20 protein-coding genes are annotated in these 17,615 nt (G+C 52.6%); 2 read left to right on the plus strand and 18 right to left on the minus strand.

What is annotated here, in order from left to right; genetic code table 11:
* Positions 1–12: 12 nt before the first annotated feature.
* From B1H56_RS06400 to B1H56_RS06420, 5 genes are all read right to left on the minus strand, one after another.
* On the minus strand, positions 13–558 hold the full coding sequence (locus B1H56_RS06400; RefSeq protein WP_066517640.1) for a flavodoxin family protein: 546 nt from the start codon (positions 556–558) through the stop codon (positions 13–15).
* A 150-nt stretch (positions 559–708) separates the two neighbouring features.
* Positions 709–1,134 carry a MarR family winged helix-turn-helix transcriptional regulator gene (locus B1H56_RS06405; RefSeq protein ID WP_066517639.1) on the minus strand — a complete coding sequence of 142 codons (426 nt, stop codon included), beginning with the start codon at positions 1,132–1,134 and terminating at the stop codon, positions 709–711.
* 95 nt (positions 1,135–1,229) lie between these two features.
* Positions 1,230–1,703, minus strand: a complete 474-nt coding sequence (locus B1H56_RS06410) for a glutathione peroxidase (protein ID WP_066517638.1) — start codon at positions 1,701–1,703, stop codon at positions 1,230–1,232.
* A 295-nt stretch (positions 1,704–1,998) separates the two neighbouring features.
* Positions 1,999–2,955: a biotin synthase BioB gene (bioB, locus tag B1H56_RS06415; RefSeq protein ID WP_407920132.1), complete on the minus strand. Its 957-nt coding sequence runs from the start codon at positions 2,953–2,955 to the stop codon at positions 1,999–2,001.
* Entirely contained in the window at positions 2,949–3,524 is a 576-nt protein-coding gene (locus tag B1H56_RS06420; protein ID WP_066517636.1) for a biotin transporter BioY, read from the minus strand. Before B1H56_RS06420 ends, bioB begins: the two co-directional genes overlap by 7 nt.
* 238 nt (positions 3,525–3,762) lie before the next feature.
* Here B1H56_RS06420 and B1H56_RS06425 point away from each other — a divergent pair, with 238 nt between their 5' ends.
* Positions 3,763–4,038: a type II toxin-antitoxin system HicB family antitoxin gene (locus B1H56_RS06425; RefSeq protein WP_066517634.1), complete on the plus strand. Its 276-nt coding sequence runs from the start codon at positions 3,763–3,765 to the stop codon at positions 4,036–4,038.
* Between the two features lie 43 nt (positions 4,039–4,081).
* On the opposite strand, the gene B1H56_RS06430 is transcribed toward B1H56_RS06425, so the two are convergent.
* The 7 genes from B1H56_RS06430 to B1H56_RS06460 form a co-directional block, all read right to left on the minus strand.
* On the minus strand, positions 4,082–4,288 hold the full coding sequence (locus B1H56_RS06430; RefSeq protein ID WP_147554671.1) for a hypothetical protein: 207 nt from the start codon (positions 4,286–4,288) through the stop codon (positions 4,082–4,084).
* Between the two features lie 147 nt (positions 4,289–4,435).
* The gene (locus B1H56_RS06435; RefSeq protein WP_066517629.1) at positions 4,436–5,605 is read right to left on the minus strand and encodes a Gfo/Idh/MocA family protein; all 1,170 of its coding nucleotides are present in this window, start codon (positions 5,603–5,605) and stop codon (positions 4,436–4,438) included.
* A 78-nt stretch (positions 5,606–5,683) separates the two neighbouring features.
* Positions 5,684–6,133 (minus strand): cupin domain-containing protein, encoded by a 450-nt coding sequence (locus B1H56_RS06440; protein WP_066517626.1) that lies wholly within the window; start codon positions 6,131–6,133, stop codon positions 5,684–5,686.
* A gap of 59 nt (positions 6,134–6,192) precedes the next feature.
* A complete protein-coding gene (locus tag B1H56_RS06445; protein WP_066517621.1) occupies positions 6,193–7,368 on the minus strand; it encodes a sugar ABC transporter substrate-binding protein in 1,176 nt (391 codons plus the stop codon).
* Positions 7,369–7,415: 47 nt separating this feature from the next.
* Positions 7,416–8,381: an ABC transporter permease gene (locus tag B1H56_RS06450; RefSeq protein WP_066739792.1), complete on the minus strand. Its 966-nt coding sequence runs from the start codon at positions 8,379–8,381 to the stop codon at positions 7,416–7,418.
* 33 nt (positions 8,382–8,414) lie between these two features.
* Complete coding sequence (locus B1H56_RS06455) at positions 8,415–9,902, minus strand: sugar ABC transporter ATP-binding protein (RefSeq protein WP_066739794.1); 1,488 nt, start codon at positions 9,900–9,902, stop codon at positions 8,415–8,417.
* 266 nt (positions 9,903–10,168) lie between these two features.
* On the minus strand, positions 10,169–10,990 hold the full coding sequence (locus B1H56_RS06460; protein WP_066517617.1) for a helix-turn-helix domain-containing protein: 822 nt from the start codon (positions 10,988–10,990) through the stop codon (positions 10,169–10,171).
* 211 nt (positions 10,991–11,201) lie between these two features.
* On the opposite strand from B1H56_RS06460, the gene B1H56_RS06465 reads away from it, so the two are divergent.
* Entirely contained in the window at positions 11,202–12,767 is a 1,566-nt protein-coding gene (locus tag B1H56_RS06465; RefSeq protein WP_082771075.1) for a sugar ABC transporter ATP-binding protein, read from the plus strand.
* A 133-nt stretch (positions 12,768–12,900) separates the two neighbouring features.
* Here B1H56_RS06465 and deoC (B1H56_RS06470) read toward each other — a convergent pair whose 3' ends face one another.
* The 6 genes from deoC (B1H56_RS06470) to B1H56_RS06495 all read right to left on the minus strand — a co-directional run bounded on the left by deoC (B1H56_RS06470) (position 12,901) and on the right by B1H56_RS06495 (position 17,584).
* Positions 12,901–13,533 (minus strand): deoxyribose-phosphate aldolase, encoded by a 633-nt coding sequence (deoC, locus tag B1H56_RS06470; protein WP_066517612.1) that lies wholly within the window; start codon positions 13,531–13,533, stop codon positions 12,901–12,903.
* Between the two features lie 16 nt (positions 13,534–13,549).
* Complete coding sequence (deoC, locus tag B1H56_RS06475; RefSeq protein ID WP_066517610.1) at positions 13,550–14,218, minus strand: deoxyribose-phosphate aldolase; 669 nt, start codon at positions 14,216–14,218, stop codon at positions 13,550–13,552.
* A gap of 32 nt (positions 14,219–14,250) precedes the next feature.
* On the minus strand, positions 14,251–14,910 hold the full coding sequence (gene deoC, locus B1H56_RS06480) for a deoxyribose-phosphate aldolase (RefSeq protein ID WP_066517608.1): 660 nt from the start codon (positions 14,908–14,910) through the stop codon (positions 14,251–14,253).
* 107 nt (positions 14,911–15,017) lie between these two features.
* Entirely contained in the window at positions 15,018–15,965 is a 948-nt protein-coding gene (locus B1H56_RS06485) for a ribokinase (RefSeq protein WP_066517605.1), read from the minus strand.
* A 30-nt stretch (positions 15,966–15,995) separates the two neighbouring features.
* Positions 15,996–16,364 (minus strand): L-rhamnose mutarotase, encoded by a 369-nt coding sequence (locus tag B1H56_RS06490; RefSeq protein ID WP_066517603.1) that lies wholly within the window; start codon positions 16,362–16,364, stop codon positions 15,996–15,998.
* 122 nt (positions 16,365–16,486) lie between these two features.
* Positions 16,487–17,584, minus strand: a complete 1,098-nt coding sequence (locus B1H56_RS06495; RefSeq protein WP_066517600.1) for a sugar ABC transporter substrate-binding protein — start codon at positions 17,582–17,584, stop codon at positions 16,487–16,489.
* Between the last annotated feature and the right edge of the window lie 31 nt (positions 17,585–17,615).

Here is a 17,615-nt window from a genome sequence, read left to right on the forward strand (position 1 = left end):
CGCCGTTTCCGTTCAGAATTCTGCTCCCAGCTTTTCCGCACGCATAAGCCCGTCCGTTTCCCCAATCGCACCCCTGGCGTTCACGCCGGCGGCTACCAGCCTGCCGCGGTCTTTCCAGCCAAGATATTCCGCGATCAGCTCATAGCTGCGCACAAGGCCGTCGAACGCCTTTTCTTCCGTATCCCCGCCGCAGGTAAGAAGGGCGCATTCCTTTCCCTTGAATTCTTTCCCGCCGGCTACAAAAGCATAGAATTTATCGATTACGTTTTTGATCTGAGCGGGAAAAGAGAACCAATACAGCGGCGTTGCAAACACAACCGCGTCCGCTTCCAGCACAGCCCGCGCGATACCATTGAAATCATCGTCGAAAAAGCATGCCCTGCCTCCCCGGTAGCATCCGTCGCACGCGCGGCAGCCCTTCACATCGAGGGAAGCCGTCTCAATCTTTTCCACGGTATGTCCCGCGCCACGCGCGCCCGCAATAAACGCGTCCGCCATACGGTCGCTGTTGCCGCCCTTACGCGGGCTTCCCGTCAATACTACGATAGTTTTTCCCATACTTGTTGCTCCTTTTGCAATGGATCAGTTTTATTTTACGTGAAAACGGACGAACCGTAAAGTGAACATTCTTACGATTCCCCGATTCCGCAAATATATATACCAATTTCGCAAATATGTTCTCCTCCATACCGGCCAGCCGCCGGTATATCATACGCAGTCAAGGATTTTATAAAGCAGGCTGTACAGCGTCACGGCTTCCTCCGGGCTTAAATTGATACACGGTCCGATCCTGCCCGGGATATCCGCGGCCTTTGCTTGCAGCTCCCCGCCTTTTCCAGTCAGGGCAACCATCAGGTTGCGTTCGTCCTCCGGGGCCCTGAAACGCGAAACCAGTCCGTTTGCTTCCAGCCGCTTGAGCAGGGGCGTTAACGTCCCGGAATCGAGATGCAGCCTTTCGCCAAGTTCCTTTGCAGTTGTTTTTTTCTGCTCCCACAGTACCAGCATTACGATATACTGCGTATAGGTAAGGCCGATCTCCGCCAGGAGCGGCGTATACTTTTTAACAATTTCACGGGAACAGGCATATAAGGGAAAGCAAAGTTGATTTTCCAGTTTTAAAACGTCATATTCCATTATGGTATCACCCCTGCCTCCCATTATATATCAGCTTTCCGTTGCGCGCAATCGAATCGCGCGAGCTAAAAATTACCGGGGCGCCTGCGCGTTTTTCAAAGCAATGCGGCTATTTTTTTATCAAGTTTCCTCGGGCTTTCCGCAGAACCGTAGCGTCCGGCCACATTCCCTTCGCGGTCGACAAGAAATTTCGTAAAATTCCACTTGATATTTCCCCCCATCAATCCGCCCTTCTGCTTTTTCAGGAATGTGTATAGGGGCGCTTCGTTTTCTCCGTTCACATCGATTTTGGCAAATTGGGGAAACGTGATACCAAAGCGGCCCGTGCAGAATGAGTGAATCTCCTCATCGCTGCCGGGGGCCTGGCTGCCAAACTGGTTGCAGGGAAAATCCAATAGTTCAAATCCCCGCTCCCGGTATTTTTCATACAGCTCCTGCAGTCCGGCATATTGTGGGGTAAAACCGCATCCTGTCGCCGTATTTACAATCAGCAACACCTTTCCTTTATATTCGTCAAGCGCCTGATCCCCGCCGTCCGTTTTCTTTACGGTCATTTCATAAATCGACATGTCCGATCCTCCTGAATTATATTAATTGTGTACAATTAAATTGTACACAATTAATATATAACATATTAAATCCATCCTGTCAACCATATCTTGCCGCTGCCTGCCGCGCAATATTATGATGCTTGTACGGCAAAACACCCAAAGACAATAAAAGGGATATGCGGTCCACAAATCTCATATCCCTTTTATTGCAATAGTTCAAGTTATACAAAACCGGAAGTTATAAAATTCAAATTGATTTCATAAAAAGATTTTCATACTTTTCCGCAAGGCTTTTTCCCATTTTTAATGGAGCTTACAGCCGAAACCCACACGACCATATCATTTCAGTGTCTTGCTTGGCTGTGATTCCCGCAGTCGTGAGCATATCCCCCGTGATTGCCGCGTTCACGCCGGAGCGCAGCATGCGCCTGCCCCGATCCCTGAAATTGATCCGCCCGCCCGCGAGCCGTATTTGTGCCCGTGGGAGCAAAAAACGGAATACCGCCGCTGTGCGCTCGGCCTCTTCCCCGTCCAGCACCGGGCTTCCGCCGAGCGGTGTTCCCTCTACCGGGTTAAGGATATTGAGCGGAACGGAACGAATCTCCAGTTCCCTGAGGGTGAGGGCCAGGTCGATCCGGTCTTCCATACTTTCCCCCATGCCGATGATCCCACCGCTGCACACGGTAAACCCGGCATCCTGCGCCGCGCGGATAGCCGCAATTTTATCGTCATAGGAATGCGTCGTGCATATCCTGCGGAAATACCCGCGGGAGGTTTCCAGATTGTTGTGGTAACGGGAAACGCCCGCCTGCCGAAGCATGTCGAACTGCCTGCGGGAAAGCAGGCCATGAGACGCGCACAGGGAAAGCCCGCATTCCTCCCCTATTTTTCGGTAGACCGCACATAATTGTTCTATTTCCCCGTCCGTAAGCCGTTTCCCGGAAGTGACGATGGAAAACCGCCGCACGCCGCACGCACGATTCCTCCGCGCAGCCTTGAGGATTTCCCCCATACCCAACAGTCCGTAAAATTTTGTATCGGTTTTATAATGCGCGGACTGGGCGCAGAATTTGCAGTCTTCCGGGCAGCTGCCGCTTTTCCCGTTGACAATCGAGCACAGATCGAATGTATCGCCGCAAACGGCCTGCCGGACCTCGTCTGCAGCCCGGCACAGCTCGGAGAGCTCTGTTCCGGCAAGGAAGATGGCTTCTTCCCTTGAGACCGGGCAGCCTCCCGTTGCCTTCTCCCGCAGCTCCCGCACGGTCATGATGCGCCCCCGTTCTTTTTCAGCGCCGGGATCATCCGCTTTGCGATCCACGAAGCAAGCAGGCACCGCAAAACATCGGCGGGAAGGACAAGCACGATGCACGACCAGACCGCGGCCCACATGCCGACCGGCGTATCAAGCGCATAATTCATGATGAAATAGAAGTACAGCATTCCAATGATATAGACCGGTATCATGCCGATCATACCCGTAACAAAAAGACGGCCAACCGTCAGCTTCTTCAACCTCCGGGTACGTATCCCTACCACAAAGGCGCATACCGCAAAGCCGATCAGGTAGCCGAACGTCGGTTTCAGTACATACATGATCCCGCCGCCTTCCGTAAAAACCGGAATCCCGACAAGCCCGACGGCAATATAGATCAACATTGAGGCCGCCCCATATTTCGGCCCCAAAAGGAAGCCGGCGAGCAAAACGAAGAAGCCCTGGAAGGTGATCGGCACATAAGGGACCGGAATCCTGATAAATGCCCCAATCGCAATCAGGGCGGCGAAAAGTGCGCATAAGACCATATTTCTGGTAGTGATACGTTGTTTGGCTGTCGTTTCCATAAACCCATTTCCCCCTATTTTCGTACCGTATCAGGATACCATATCCCTTTTTGATTGTAAACCAATATTTTTAATTTAGTTTACCATTTTTTAATTTTATTAAGACAGCCCAGGTCCATATATGGTACAACAATACGGCGGAAATCGATTTGATATTGCTGCCGGAATCAACCCTGTTTGCAAACCCGGACTGCGTAACCGGATAATTAGCGCATTGTAAGATAAGGAGGGATAAATTATGTGCAAATACAGCTATCCGGCTATTTTCAAAAAAGAATATTCCTTATACATCGGCCGGTTTCCGGACCTTAACTGCTGTATCTCTTTTGGGCATTCATTTGAAGACGCTTATGAAATGGCGGAAGAAGAGCTGGTGCTGCTCCTATACGCTTTGGAGCTCGAGCAGCGGCGGCTGCCCCCTCCTACGTCTATCGATGATCTTCGCCGTCATTGCAGAGATATTGTCTTGCTTGTTACAACGGATACCGCGTCAGTTTCCGCACCAAAAGAATAACGCAAAAACGCCTTGCTTCGCAAGGCGTTTTTGTATTGGACGTTTATTCCGCTTCACCAGGGTTTTTATGTCCCGCTTTTTGCACAAGCTGCGCAATGGAGTCGAACGCCTTTTCCATCCGCTCCGCGGTCTCCGCGTCTATTTCCAGCCCGCACTGCGGGCATGTTCCTTTTCCGCGCTCCTGCAAAACGCCGTCCCGCTCCACCTTGAACAGGGCCCCGCAGCGCTTGCATCTCAACTGAGCCTGCATAACCATCATCCTTTCCTTTGTTTCGCAGCTGCAGACGCCCTGGTTTCCGTACGCATGGAAACCAGGGCGCTGCAATAAGTAGAGAAAACGTCAGCTATGCCGTTTATATGCATAGCAGGAAAAAGTCTGTTGCTTCCCGGCAGGACGTCAGTCGTCCGTGATCCCAACCCATTTTTCTTCACGGGCGGACCGCTGTACCGCGTCGATAATCTGACAGGCCTTATAGCCGTCGTAAAAGCTCGCGCTTACCAAGAACGGGTCTTTTTTGGAGACCGCCTCGATAAAATGCGACATTTCCGCGCACTTCAGATCCGCATAGCCGACGCCAAGGTCTGCGATCGGCCAAAACGACATTCCGTATGGATGCATCGGTCCCATTTTAATCTTTTTGTACCCCTGCCTGTCCTCCGGGTCTGTTCCGCTGTAATACTGAAGCTCCCACAGGTATTCGTTGGTGAATTTCAACGCACCCCTGCTGCCGTAAACCTCGAAATCAAGCGTATTTTTATGCCCATAGGCAAATCTGGACGACGTAAATATCCCGGTCGCCCCGTTTGTGAACTCCACGAGGAACTCCACCTCGTCGTCCACCTTCACCTCCTGGTAACCAAGCACCTCCCGCTTCTTTTTCAAGCCCAATACGGCGGATTCTGAGACCGGCCGTTTTTTGATGATCGTACGGCTTTTCGCAGCCACCTTTGCAAAATTGCCCACCAGGTACCTGGCGAGATCGATCGCATGCGAACAAATATCTCCAAGCGCGCCGCTTCCCGCCTTGTCAATATCGAGGCGCCATTCCATCGGCACATCCTCACCAATGGCCCAGTCCTGCATATACTGGGTGCGGAACGTATAAATCTCGCCCAACTGGCCCGACTCGATCATTTGCTTTGCCAGCGTAACGGCGGGGATGCACCTGTTGTTATAGCCGACCGCGTTCACTACGCGCGCGCTGCGCGCCGCCTCATAAACCTCGCGCGCGCCTTCCAGCGTGTTGGAGAGGGGCTTTTCACAAAAAACGGGCTTCCCGCTTTTGAGTGCTTCAAGGGCCATTTCACGGTGAACCCAGTTGGGGGTCACGATGTCGATGGCGTCCACGTCGCCGCGGGCAATTAGCTTTGTCCAGTCTTCTTCATATTCCTTATATCCGTAACGGGCCATCCCCTCCTCCGCGAGACGGACGTTGCTGTCGGCAATGCATTGCAGCGCCACATTCGCCTCCGGCGGGAAAAAATACATCGGGTAATTTTTAAGGGCAATGCTGTGCAGTTTGCACATAAAGCCCGCGCCGATCATACCGATTCTGATTGTATCCATGCTTTCGCTCCTTCAGTCTTTGCTGTATATGGGATTTTGCGGGAACCGGCTGGCGCCGGTCCCGCTGCAACAGTGTGATTATTTATTTTCAAACTGCGGACGCAGGTCCACATAGCCGCTGTCGTCAACGCTGTTGCACCCATAATAGGCAAACACGAATTCCGCTTCCTCGTCGAAGGGATTCCGCGTCCAGTGAACAGACCCCTGCGGCGCATAAGCGACTGTCCCCGGCTCGCATACCGTCTCCACGTCTCCATCCGGCGTCGTAAATCCATTGATTACCTTGCCGCGGATGGTGTAAACGCACTCAATCGCGTTCAAATGCTGATGCTTATAATGCGCCGACCTCGGCGGGAACACGCAGTGCCCGAAAATCGCCTTGTCGTTGTCCGGCACTGTATCCCCTGTGATGATATACTGAATCTCAAATCCGGGCATCAGGTCGTCCATTCCCGGATCGTCCGGGATTTCCTTGTAATTCCATGCATACTTCTTGACGGGTTTCCACCCTGCAATTCCACCGCTCATTGCTTTATACCTCCATTTTTATTTTTGTTTTCCGGCAGGACGCCGGTTGTTGGTTTTTCCTACTCCACCGCTTCAAATTCATGGTTCCCCCACAAAACGTCAAGCGCTGCGTAATCCTGCGTAACCACATAGGGCTGCGTCAGTGTTTTCCTTGGAACATCCTTCCCCGTCAGAAAATCATAAGCGTAATTTGCAATGTATTTCCCTTGGTCAAACGGGTCCTGCACAACGCAGGCGTCCTGTACGCCCTCCCGCAGGCGTTCCAGGCCCAGCGGCGTGCCGTCGATTCCCACAAGCACGATGTGCCCCTCTTCACCAGTGGGCACAAGCCGTCCCATCTCGCGCAGGGCCGACTGTATCCCCGTCTGCATCTCGTCATTGTGCGAATAAATTGCGGCCAAATCCGGGTTGGCTGTCAGCACGTCCTGCGTCGCGGAAGACGCCTCGGTCGATACCCACTCCGTATTTTTAGAAATCACCTCGATATCCGGGTAATTCGCGATCGTTTCTACAAAGCCGTCGTGCCTTGCCGTGGAGGAAAGCGAAGCGAGCGCGCCGCGGCATTCCAACACCTTGCCTTTCCCACCGATCTTGTCCGCAATGAATTCCGCCGCCAGCTGCCCCATCTGGTAGTTGTCCACGCCTACATGGATCGGGACAATATCGCCTTCTACTTCACTTTCGCACGTTACCAGCGGAATGCCGGCCTCCTGCGCCATTTTCACGCCTGCAACAAGGCCGTCGTTGCTGTTCGGCGTGAGGATAATCGCATCCACGCGCTGGGTAATCATGTCCTGGATTTGGTCAAGCTGCGTATCGTCCGAGCCTTGCGCATCAAGTACGATGGGCGTTACGCCAAGCTGCTCGCACGTCGCCTCAAATTCCTGCTGTAAGCCGATCATCCATTCGAAGCCCCGGGAGAACAGCAGCAGTGCAAAGGTCATTGGTTCGCCCTCTTCCTTTTTTGTGTACTCTGAGAAATCCGCGATGTTCACAACCTCTGTGCCCGAAATCGGCTCCGGCCGCTTAAGCTCTGCTGCAGGTTCCGCCGTCCCATTCCCGCCGGCCGGCGCGCTTTCCACGGCATCCGTTCCCTCCGGCGCACCGGCGGCTGTTCCGGCGTCTGCCGGTGGTTCCGCCGTTCCCGTATTGGCGGCGCAGGCCGTGAATACGGAAACGCACAGTACGCAGGCAAGTATTGCCGCCATAATCCTGCTTTTTGATTTTCCTTTCATCTCTTTCCTCCTTATGTTCCTTTCTATTTTCAGGTTTCCCCAAACCGTTATCCAATCCTCTTTTTACGCGTACGCAGCGCGTCGATCAACGCTGCCGCGCCAATCACCGATCCGGTGACCACATTGTCGTAAGCGGCAGGCACGCCCCAGAGGTTGATTGAGTTGCTGATCATGGCGATAAGGACGACGCCGAGGAACGTTCCGAACATATTGCCGGTGCCGCCCGAAAGACTCGTTCCGCCGACCACGGCCGCCGCGATCACCGTCAGCTCCATCCCTGCCGCCGCCGTGGGAATCGCCGCATCCAGCCGGGAAACGAGCAGCATTCCGGCAAATGCGGACAGCAGCCCGCAGAGGACGTACGCCCACAGCCTTACATTGTCCGTCTTGATGCCCGACAGCCGCGACGCTTCGGGGTTGCCGCCCGTCGCGTAAAAGCTGCGGCCAAGCTTGGTCCACTTCAGCATCAGGGCCGCAAGTACGCCGATGCCGATCCAGATAAAGATGGTCAGCGGCATATTGCCGAATACCTTGATTGACGTCATTTTTTCTAAAAATTCCGGCGCCGGCGCAATGTTCGCGCCGTTGGAATATACCCAGATCACGCCTTCCACAATGGTCATCGTAGCGATGGTGGCGATCAGGGAGTTTACTTTCACCTTGGTAACAAGAAGCCCGTTTGCAAGCCCTACTCCCACGCCGAACAAAAGCGCAAGGATAATCGCCCATTCCTCGGAAAGTCCCTGATATTTCGTCAGCCCCACCGAAAGCAGGCCTGCCATGGACGCCACGTTCGCAACCGACATATCGAGCCCCCCCGTAATAAGGACAATCGTCATGCCCACCGCGATGACCCCCATAGAAGTCGAACGCGAAAGGATGTTGATCAGGTTCTGCGGTGTCAGGAATACGTCCGAAGTGATGACCATGATTATGAACAGGATGATAATCGCCACCAGCAATCCGTTATTGCCAAATACCCTTACGACCTTGTTATCTTTGATACTCATCATTTATATTGCCTCCTCGAGTGTTGTTTCAGTTATTCAGCAGGGGATCGCTTTTTTGAGCATTGCCGACTCCGTGATCTCACGATCCATTTCCGCGACGATTTTTCCGTCCGCCATTACCAGTACCCGGTCGCACAGGAGCGCAAGCTCGGACAGCTCGGACGAGACGAGTATGATGCTCACGCCCTCGCTCGAAAGCTGCGAGATGATCCGGTGTATTTCCGCCTTCGCCCCGACGTCAATGCCCCGGGTCGGTTCGTCCAGAATAAGGATGTCCGGTTTGGTCGAAAGCATCTTGGCAAGCACCACCTTCTGCTGGTTCCCTCCCGAAAGGTCCTCCACACACTGACCCACGGAAGAGCATTTGATCTGAAGCTTACCGGAATACTCCCGGATGATATCGTCCTCCAGTCCTTTTTTTATCAGTCCGCCTTTATAGTTGAAGTTCCGATAGGTGATCGCAATATTTTCGCCTACACTTTTGCCGAATATCAGTCCTTCCTCCTTGCGGTTCTCGGGGACCAGGCAAAGGCTTGTCTCATTTCCCAGCATTACCGCAGGGCTCACGCGCCGCATTTTTTTACCGTTCAGCACGAGCGAGCCGCCCGTTGGCTTCGTTGCCCCGAACACCCCCCTCATCAATTCGCTGCGTCCGGCTCCCACCAGTCCCGCGAAGCCAAGCACCTCGCCTTTTTTCAGTTCAAAGGACGCATTCTTGATCTTGGGCTGCACGCACAGGTTTTCGACGGACAGTATGGCTGGCAGTCTTGCGGTATCCTTTTTCGTATGCTCCACCTTATCCACCGCTTTGCCTACCATCATCTCGATGATTTCCCGGTGCCTCAGGGCTCCCGCATGGTTGTGCCCGATAAATTTGCCGTCCCGCAGCACGATGATTGTATCGGATATCTGCTGCACCTCGTTTAAGCGGTGAGAAATGTACAGGACCGTTTTCCCCTTGTTCTTAAGCGCGGTCAAAAGCTTCAGCAGCCGCCTGCTGTCCTCCTCGGAAAGAGAAGAGGTGGGTTCGTCCATAATCAGAATATTCGCCTCCGCCACCAGCACCCGCGCGATTTCAACAAGCTGCTGCTGCGCGACGCTCAGGTCCTTAATCATGCTGTGCGGGGAAACGTTTCCGAGTCCTACCTCGCAAAGCGCCGTCCGGCATCTTTCCGCCATTGCCTTATGGTCGTAGAGGATGCCCCGCACGATCGGGTGCCCGAGGTAAATGTTTTCGTAGACCGACATTTCGGGAATCAGGCTCAGCTCCTGGTAAACGATCCCTACGCCAAATGCCTGCGCATGGCTGGGCGTAAATTCCGTCATCTGCTTCCCGCCGATTTTCACGGTTCCCGTGTCTGGTGCGTGCGCCCCTGCAATCACGCGCATCAGCGTCGATTTGCCCGCGCCGTTTTCACCTACGATGCTGCAAATCTGTCCGCTTTCCACGCTGAAGGTAATATCCTTTAGCGCGTGGATTCCCGCAAAACTCTTGCTTACATCCTCTAATTCCAAAGCAACCACTGTGATCCCTCCGTTCGTTCCCTTTTCGTTTTTACATACATATTTTTCAGTTTTGCAGCCTTTTGAATAAAGCCCGGAAAACCGAATATTTGTTTCATTCTTCCTTTTGTGTTTTCGCTATATTGTCGGGCGCTTGAATGCTTGAATGGGTTATCGTTTGCTGTGATTTCATTTTATTTGTTTTTGAAAACGGCAACAATCAACAAAATTGGCTTGGAGATACAGGATTTTGCCTTTTGGGCAAAAAAAGCGTCCGCAGTTTTTTCCTACGGACGCTCGCCAGACCTTCCCTTGGGGCCTTCCTTCCTGAATTTTCCGGGCGTAATCCCCACGTTGCGCTTAAACAGCATGGTAAAGTAATTCTTGTTCTGATATCCCACCTCCGCTGCGATATCAGAAATCGTCCGTCTGGTATCGGTCAAAAGCTCCTTGGCCTTTTCCATCCGGCAGTTCATCAGGTATTGCATGGGAGAGACGCCCATTTCCCGTTTGAAGATATGTGCAAGATAATAGATGCTGAAGTTTACTTCGGAAGCGATCTGCGTGAGGGTGAGCTCCCGGTTGTAGTTTTGTTCGATATAGCGGCGCGTGACCTCGGTTACATCCGAAACGTTGCTTTCCATGGTTTTGAGTTCGTCGATAATAATATACAATAAAATGCACAAGGCCGAAGTAATAATCTCGTTTTTTACCGGCCCGTCCCGGCTGTTCCACTCCTGTTGGAGGTAGGCGCAGCTGTTGAGGAAAAAATCGCTGCTTTTCAGGAGCGGCAGAAAAAGGAAATCCTCCTCCATGATTTTGTTTTCCGGATAGCCCCTGACCTGATAATCATACAAAAGGATGCGCAGTATTTTCTCATCCTGCGGCGGTTCCTCCATTAGCCGATATCCGCAGCTTCCCTGCAGCACCAGCAGCTGCCTGCGGTCAATGTGGGAATATTCGCGGCCCGCGCATACCTCCGACATTCCATCCATACAAATCACAAGCTCGGTATAATCTGAATTTTCAGGCCGCAGCCTCTCTCCGGAGCCAATCCATTCGACCAGCTTAATCTTCGGTTTTTTTAAAAAAATCGAATCGTAACTCATATGATATATCCCCGGTGGCCTGAAAATAATAATCTGGAAGCGGACCAGCACGCCTGCCGCACAGCTTGCCCGTTCCTAAAAGAGTAGCACAGTCTCGGCCGTAATTCATGGAATTCCCGTTAAGAAGACAAAATCGCAGACCTTTTGAACAATTTTATAGATTTCCATTTCCCCTTCTTTCCCCTAGAATTTATAGCGTAGCCACAGAGAAATGAGGCAAGCGTTTGTCAAAACCGATGATGCAGCATACAGCCTGCTTGATTGTTCCATGTTGATTCAAAAGGCTGTAGCTATGGAGGAATCTGTCATGCTGCTTGAGATGAAACAAGTCACCAAAAAAATCTTTTCATCCGTTCTCCTTGACCATGTGGATTTCAGTATGGAGAAGGGTGAAATTCATGCGCTCATTGGTCCCAACGGTGCGGGGAAAACGTCCCTGGTGAATATCCTCGGCGGCGTCTTTGCTCCCGATTCCGGCGAAATCTTCCTTAACAGGCAGCCCTATCAGCCCACGTCTCCCATGGCGGCGCAAAAAAACGGCATTTTCACCGTATACCAGCAGCCCAATCTTGTCGGCTGCCTTTCGATTATGGAAAATATCTTCCTCGGTATCAAAAAGGGGCCCTTTGACCTTTTTATGCACTGGCGTTATATGAAGAAGAAAACTACTGAGCTTCTGCATTATTTCGACTTGCAAAAGCCGCCCTCTGCATTGGTATCCGACCTCTCCGGAAGCGAAAAAAACATCATCACCATTGCAAAGGCGTGCATTGCGAATGCCGAAATACTGATTATGGACGAGCCCACCGCCGGGCTCACCGCCGTGGAGCAGGTATATGTTTTCAACCTCCTGCGAAAGATCAAAGCCCGCGGCACCAGCGTCATTTATATCACACACCGCATTGACGAGGTCATCGACCATTGCGACAGGGTCACGGTGCTTGTGGATGGCACGAACAAATACAGCGGCGCGGTGAGCGGCACCACAAAGGATGAGCTCCATCTGATTATGTCCGGCCGGGCGCTCAACCACGATCTTCATGTGAGCGGCAACGAAAAGGGCGAAACCCTTCTCGAGGTCCGGAACCTCGAAAAAAATCCCATCTACCGGGACATCAGCTTCAAGGCCCGCAAGGGCCAGATCCTCGGTATTGCGGGCGCGGTCGGTTCCGGACGTTCCGCCATTCTGCGCACCATTATCGGCGAATTCAAAAAGGATGACGGCAGCATTTTCCTCAAAGGTAAAAAAACGCACTTTGTCCACCCCCTTGATGCGATTAAAAACGGCGTCGCATACCTGACCGATGACCGCATCATGCAAGGCATTTTCCCCAATTTAAGCGTATCCGAAAACTGCATGATTTCGCACCATTCCGCCGATCATATGCTGATCGACCCGCAAAGGCAGGTTGCGGACACGCTTGAGAGCATAATCGACCTTGATATCAAACTTCAGGACATCAATGAACCGATTTTAAACTTAAGCGGCGGAAACCAGCAAAAGGTGCTGCTGGCGCGGTGCATGGCCGCGGATTGCGATATCCTTTTGCTTGACGAGCCGACGAAGGGCGTGGATGTTTCCACCCGCAACGATATTTATTTGTGGATTCAGGAGAAAGTACAAAATGGCTGTACAGTCGTCATCAGCAGCTCCGAGATTTCCGAGCTGCTCATGCTCAGCACTTATATTATTGTTCTGAACCGCGGGAGGATTGCCGACCGGATGCTCCACAGGGATGCGAGCGAAAGCCGCATTCGGGCCGCGATGCAAAGTTAGGGCTGTTCCCGCTTTCTTTTGCTAATATTAAAGTAGCATGAAACCCCCGGCATTACAAATTAAAAAACGCTCCCCGAACATACGTTTCAGAGAGCGTTTTTATCTGACAGGATTATGTAAAGGAAAGTTTGCTTCAGAAATCGAGCGCGGCGTCTGCCGCCACTCCCTTGGCGCCTGCCGAAACCAGCGCTTCCGCAGTCTGCCTGTCTTCAATCGTCCCCGCCGCTTCGATCTCGGCGTTCTTTACAAGACCGGCGATATACGCAATATCCTCCGCCGTCACTTTGCGTGCCTGCAGGGGCTTAAAGCCCGTTGAAGGCAAGATCACATCCGCGCCGAGGGAATCCGCGAGTTCCACAGCGGTCTTTACCTGCTCTTTTGTGAGGAGTACCGTTTCGATCATCACCTTGGCCCTGCAGCCCGCTGCATGCGCCGCGTCTACAACGCCTTTCACTTCCTCTTTTACAACGCCGAGGTCGCCCACCTTCACTGCCGCTGCATTCATTACCATGCAAACTTCCTGCGCGCCGTCCCCGATCACGAGTTTTGCTTCGTTGACCTTAATCTTAGGAAGGTCCGCGCCCAGCGGATAACTGACCGAGGAGCAGCATTTTGTATCCGTCCCCTTGAGCGCTTTTGCCGCAACGGCTACCACGCTCGGGAATACGCTTACGCTGCTAAGGCCCTTATCCGCCGCCTTACGGCAGATATCACCGATATATTCTTCCGTCATACCGCACTTGAGTACCGTCTGATTCAATTCCATCTTTTTCCCACCTTTCTTATTGGTCAAAGCCTTCCATGATCTTGAACGCCGAGCTCGTCGCGATCCGCGAAGCTCCCGCTTCCATCATGGCGACCGCATCCTCCGTCGTCCGCACGCCGCCCGACGTCATAATCTTGATGGCATCCCCAAAATTCTTCTTCACAAGCCGCACGTTGCCAAGCGTCGTCGAAAATCCGTACCCCGGGTTTGTCTTAAGGAAGGGAACGCCCAGCTTAACCGCGATTTCCACACACTTAAGCTGCTGGTCTTCGGTCATCAGGCTGCAAAAATACAGCCATTTTATCACCCTGCCGTCCGCAAGCTCGAGCATCGGCTTGAAGTCTTCTTCCACCTTCTTATAGTTCCCCGACATGAACGCACTGATGTCGATCCCGCAGTCAAGCTCGTCCGCGCCATCCGCAATCGCCTGCTTGGCCTGTGCGTATTTATCCTCAAAAGTCATTCCGCCGAGCGGATAGTTACACAGTGCGCAAATCTTTTTGCCTGCCTCATGATACATAGGCGCAACATAGGGCACATAAAAGGGTTCGATCGCGATTGCCGCAAAGTTGTAGGGAATCGTCGATTTTGCAAATTCCGTTACCTGTTCCACCGTGGGCGCCGGCGCCGCGCCGATCGAGGCGTCAATGCCCTGTTCGACGATTTCGCGTGTAATTTTAGTCATCTTGATTATCCTCCTGAAAATTTGGTCCTCTTTTATTTCGCTTCATGCTCCAGTACAAGCTTTACGCCCGAGCTGGTGCCAAGACGATCCGCGCCCTCCGCAAGGAAAGCCAGCATGTCTTCATAGGTCTTCATCCCGCCGGCCGCTTTCATCTTGACATCCGGTCCGATATTTTCACGGAAAAGAATAATGTCTTCAATCGTCGCTCCGGCCGTGCCAAAACCCGTGGAAGTCTTGATATAATCCGCTTTTGCATTCGTTACCGCCCTGCACATGGCAATCTTTTCATCTTCGGTCAGGTAGCACGTTTCGATAATAACCTTAAGGATCTTATCGCCGCACGCAGCCTTGATCTCCCTGATCTCATCCTCGATCTTTCCGAAATCCCCGTTTTTCGCGTCGCAGATGTTGATAACCATATCCACTTCGTTTGCCCCGTCCGCGATCGCCTGCTTGGCCTCCGCTACTTTGGCCGCCGTCACGCTGTACCCGAGCGGAAAACCAATGACCGTACAGATATTGATCTTGTCGCCGTACTTATCGTTTACCCGTTTGATATAGGTAGGCGGAATACAGATGGAAGCGGTTTTATTCTCGATCGCTTCTTCTGTCAGCTTCTGGATTTGCTCCCAGGTGGAATCCGCTTTCAGCAGCGTATGGTCCACATGCTTCAAAATGTCGTTTGCTTTCATTTCTTTTCCCTCCATAAATCGCATCACGAAACAAGCCGGTGTGAAAAACGGCTGTAACTCATTTCCCATCCCGTTGCCGCGCAGCGATAAAATTTAATCGTTTCCCGTTATTTCGCCGACGCGAGTATTATGTTGTTGTCCTTGATAAACTGTTCCACTTCGTCAAGGCGCGGCATCGATTCGATGCAGCCGACCTTCGTAACGCTGATGCCCGCAGCCACGTTTGCAAATACAATCGCGTCCGCAATGTCATAGCCCTTTGCCATCCCCGCAAGGAATGCGCCGCCGAATGTGTCTCCCGCGCCGCTCGCATCCACCGCCTTCACCTTGAAGGACGGAATATATTGTTCGTGCGTATCGTCAACGAATACCACGCCGTTCGCCCCCAGCGTGACGATCACATGCTTCACGCCCTTTGCGAGAAACCATCTGGCGGCCTGAATCGCGCTCTGTTCGTTCGTCACATCGATCCCCGTAAGCGCGGATGCTTCCGTCTCATTCGGCTTAATAAACTCAAGGCAGGGATAGATCGATTCATCAAACTCCGCGACGGGCGCCGGGTCAAGCAATACCTTTACGCCGTGCGCATGCGCCCTCTTCACGGCATACGCCATAGTCTCGAGATTGATTTCAAGGCCGGTACCCATGTATTCGATCTCGTCAAACAGGCCTTCCCGCTCAAATTTGTCTATATCTTCCTTTGAAATTGCATCGTTCGCGCCGCGCGCAACGATCACGTAATTCTGTCCGCCGTCCTCGATGATGCAGGTGCCGACGCCTGTAAAGCTGTTTTTATCGACGACCACGTATTTTGTTGTCATGTTTTCGTCGTCCATGAATTCAAATGTGCGTTTCCCGAATTCATCCTCGCCGACACAACCGCAATAAGCGGTCGGGACCCCCAGCCTATGGCAGCCCACTGCCGTATCAAGTCCTTTCGCCGCAATCTCGCTGTTGTAGGACTGCGCCATCACTGTTTCGCCTTTTTCCGGAAGCGCCTTCGGGCGGAAAAAATGGATCCCGAACTGGCTTCCGACAACGGCAACCTTAGTCATACTCTTTGTCCCCTTTCCTGAACCTGATTTTTAAAATTCGTTGAATTCCCCGTTCATCATCTGTGTGGAATCAAAAATTTTCTCAAGATACTGCGCTTCCTGCGCGCCGTCGAAAGTCGTGGGTACGGCAAACCACGGATTCGCTTCTTCCTGCCAGATTTCGTTAGAGTGCGTCTTGCCGAGGCGCTCAAACACTTCGTCCAGCTCGAGCTCCGTCTCGATATACACAATGCTGAAATTCTTATAAATGTAGACCAGCGTTTCCGTTGCTCCGGAATCCCACATTGCCTGGGGCTGTCCGTTGAATTTGGTTTCCATGCATGTTTTGTGCAGCCGTTTGTAATCTTCCACATGCTCGGGTTTCAGTTCGTTTACCATCATATATCTTTTCTTTGCCATTTTTCCTGTTCTCCTTTTAAATTTTTTGTGGGTGGCGGGACGTGTGCGCCGCCCCGGATGCCATTGTTGTTCGAAGCGGCGCCGTCCCTCAGCTTAGGTAGGACTATTGCTCTCCCGGATCATCAAAGATAATCCGAAACGTTGTCTTTGTCGATCATGAAGGAGTTGGACGGGATCACGTCGGATTCCGGCTCAACGCCGCCTACGAGGTAGTTGTACATATAGATCAGGCTCGAGACCGCGACGCCCATCGTGTCCTGACTGATAACGACCATCTGGCCGTCGGCAACATATTCGAGGTTGTCCGGGACCTCGTCATGCCCGGCAGAGATCACCTGGTCCGAAAGTCCTTTTTCTTCAATTGCCTTGGATGCGCCATAGTTGCCGCCTGAGGATACATAGACCGCTTTGAGGTCCGGGTTCGCCGTCAGGTAATCCTTCGTGATCGAATATACCTTGTCCGCGCTGTCGCCCGATTCCATGATGCCTACTTCTTCCCATTTCGCTCCGTTTTTCGCAAGGCCGTCCTTGAAGCCCGAGTTGCGTCCTTCAAATACCTCTACGCCGAACACGCCCGTTACGATACCGTATTTTCCGCCTTCGGGATATTTATCCGCAACATATTCGCCGACGATCTTGCCTGCGGAATACGCATCCTGCCCGATGAAGAGCATCCTTTTGCTTGGCTCGGTGCTCTCGCCATACAGCGTGATTACCGGGATCCCCGCGTCTACAGCCTTGTCGATATACGCTTCCGTCCCTACCGAGAAGGGCGTTACGATGATTCCGTCATACTGCTGGACGATTGCCGCGTCCATTGCCGTATTCACGGTCTGCGCGTCCATCGTGTCGCCCATTACAATATAGTCGACCGTCACATTGTGCTCCGCCATCAGCTGTTTGCCGAGCTCCGCGCCCTGTGCCACAAGGTCGAAGAACGCATTGTTCTGGAGCGAAAGGAACGCCAGCCGCAGCGGCTTTTCAGGCTCCTTGTTTACCATGTCGACACGCGCATACTCGCTGTCCACCGGGACCATCTCTACGTCCTCCGGCGCGTTTGCTTCCGAAGACGCGCTTTCCTCCGCGGATGCGGATGCGGACGTCTCTGCGGATGCTTCCGTGCTCGCGGAAGGCTCGCTTGCCGTCTGGGCGGCACAGCCCGCCAGTGCGCATGTAAGCAGCATAACTGCGGCGATCACAATGCTCAGTACTTTTTTCATTTTTTTCTCCTCCGTTATTTATGTTTTTTCT

Origin of the sequence: Christensenella minuta (assembly GCF_003628755.1) — a bacterium.
Lineage (GTDB): Bacteria > Bacillota > Clostridia > Christensenellales > Christensenellaceae > Christensenella > Christensenella minuta.